Origin of the sequence: Limnohabitans planktonicus II-D5 (assembly GCF_001270065.2) — a bacterium.
In the GTDB taxonomy this organism is placed as follows: domain Bacteria; phylum Pseudomonadota; class Gammaproteobacteria; order Burkholderiales; family Burkholderiaceae_C; genus Limnohabitans_A; species Limnohabitans_A planktonicus.
On the sequence record NZ_LFYT02000083.1, the window covers coordinates 1 to 1,621 of the forward strand.

The following is a 1,621-nucleotide window of genomic DNA, read 5'->3' on the forward strand; positions in this document are numbered from 1 at the left end:
CGTTGCAGTTTCTGCCACGCCGCCCACTGTCACGCCCGTGGCTGTGATCGCACCCGCTGCCATGCAGCTGCTGTCGTGCCGTCATAGGTCTTGTTCTGGTTGCTCATGGCCACAGCCAAGTTGGCTTTGCTGATCGTGCCACCACCGACTACTGTTGAAACTGTAGTGGGCAAGTTGTAGTTGCTCAAATCTGCTGTGCCAGCCGCAAAGTCAGTTGCCACCAAGGTCGCGGTGACTGTTGTTGCAGCGTTCACGTTCTTGCTGTTGTAGGTGCCGCTGGCTTTGTTCACCGTTGCAGTTTCTGCCACGCCGCCCACTGTCACGCCCGTGGCTGTGATCGCACCCGTTGCCAATGCAGCTGCTGTCGTGCCGTCATAGGTTTTGTTCTGGTTGCTCATGGCCACAGCCAAGTTGGCTTTGCTGATCGTGCCACCACCGACTACTGTTGAAACTGTAGTGGGCAAGTTGTAGTTGCTCAAATCTGCTGTGCCAGCCGCAAAGTCAGTTGCCACCAAGGTCGCGGTGACTGTTGTTGCAGCGTTCACGTTCTTGCTGTTGTAGGTGCCGCTGGCTTTGTTCACCGTTGCAGTTTCTGCCACGCCGCCCACTGTCACGCCCGTGGCTGTGATCGCACCCGTTGCCAATGCAGCTGCTGTCGTGCCGTCATAGGTCTTGTTCTGGTTGCTCATGGCCACAGCCAAGTTGGCTTTGCTGATCGTGCCACCACCGACTACTGTTGAAACTGTAGTGGGCAAGTTGTAGTTGCTCAAATCTGCTGTGCCAGCCGCAAAGTCAGTTGCCACCAAGGTCGCGGTGACCGTTGTTGCAGCGTTCACGTTCTTGCTGTTGTAGGTGCCGCTGGCTTTGTTCACCGTTGCAGTTTCTGCCACGCCGCCCACTGTCACGCCCGTGGCTGTGATCGCACCCGTTGCCAATGCAGCTGCTGTCGTGCCGTCATAGGTCTTGTTCTGGTTGCTCATGGCCACAGCCAAGTTGGCTTTGCTGATCGTGCCACCACCGACTACTGTTGAAACTGTAGTGGGCAAGTTGTAGTTGCTCAAATCTGCTGTGCCAGCCGCAAAGTCAGTTGCCACCAAGGTCGCGGTGACTGTTGTTGCAGCGTTCACGTTCTTGCTGTTGTAGGTGCCGCTGGCTTTGTTCACCGTTGCAGTTTCTGCCACGCCGCCCACTGTCACGCCCGTGGCTGTGATCGCACCCGTTGCCAATGCAGCTGCTGTCGTGCCGTCATAGGTTTTGTTCTGGTTGCTCATGGCCACAGCCAAGTTGGCTTTGCTGATCGTGCCACCACCGACTACTGTTGAAACTGTAGTGGGCAAGTTGTAGTTGCTCAAATCTGCTGTGCCAGCCGCAAAGTCAGTTGCCACCAAGGTCGCGGTGACCGTTGTTGCAGCGTTCACGTTCTTGCTGTTGTAGGTGCCGCTGGCTTTGTTCACCGTTGCAGTTTCTGCCACGCCGCCCACTGTCACGCCCGTGGCTGTGATCGCACCCGCTGCCAATGCAGCCGCTGTCGTGCCGTCATAGGTCTTGTTCTGGTTGCTCATGGCCACAGCCAAGTTGGCTTTGCTGATCGTGCCACCACCGACTACTGTTGAAACTGTAG

General features: G+C 56.8%; 1 protein-coding gene. It reads right to left on the reverse strand.

Translation table 11 applies throughout. The features are described 5' to 3' along the window. Positions 1-29: 29 nt before the first annotated feature. A partial coding sequence (locus H663_RS41840) for a YDG domain-containing protein (RefSeq protein WP_240620603.1) occupies positions 30-1,621 on the reverse strand: 1,592 nt, incomplete at its 5' end.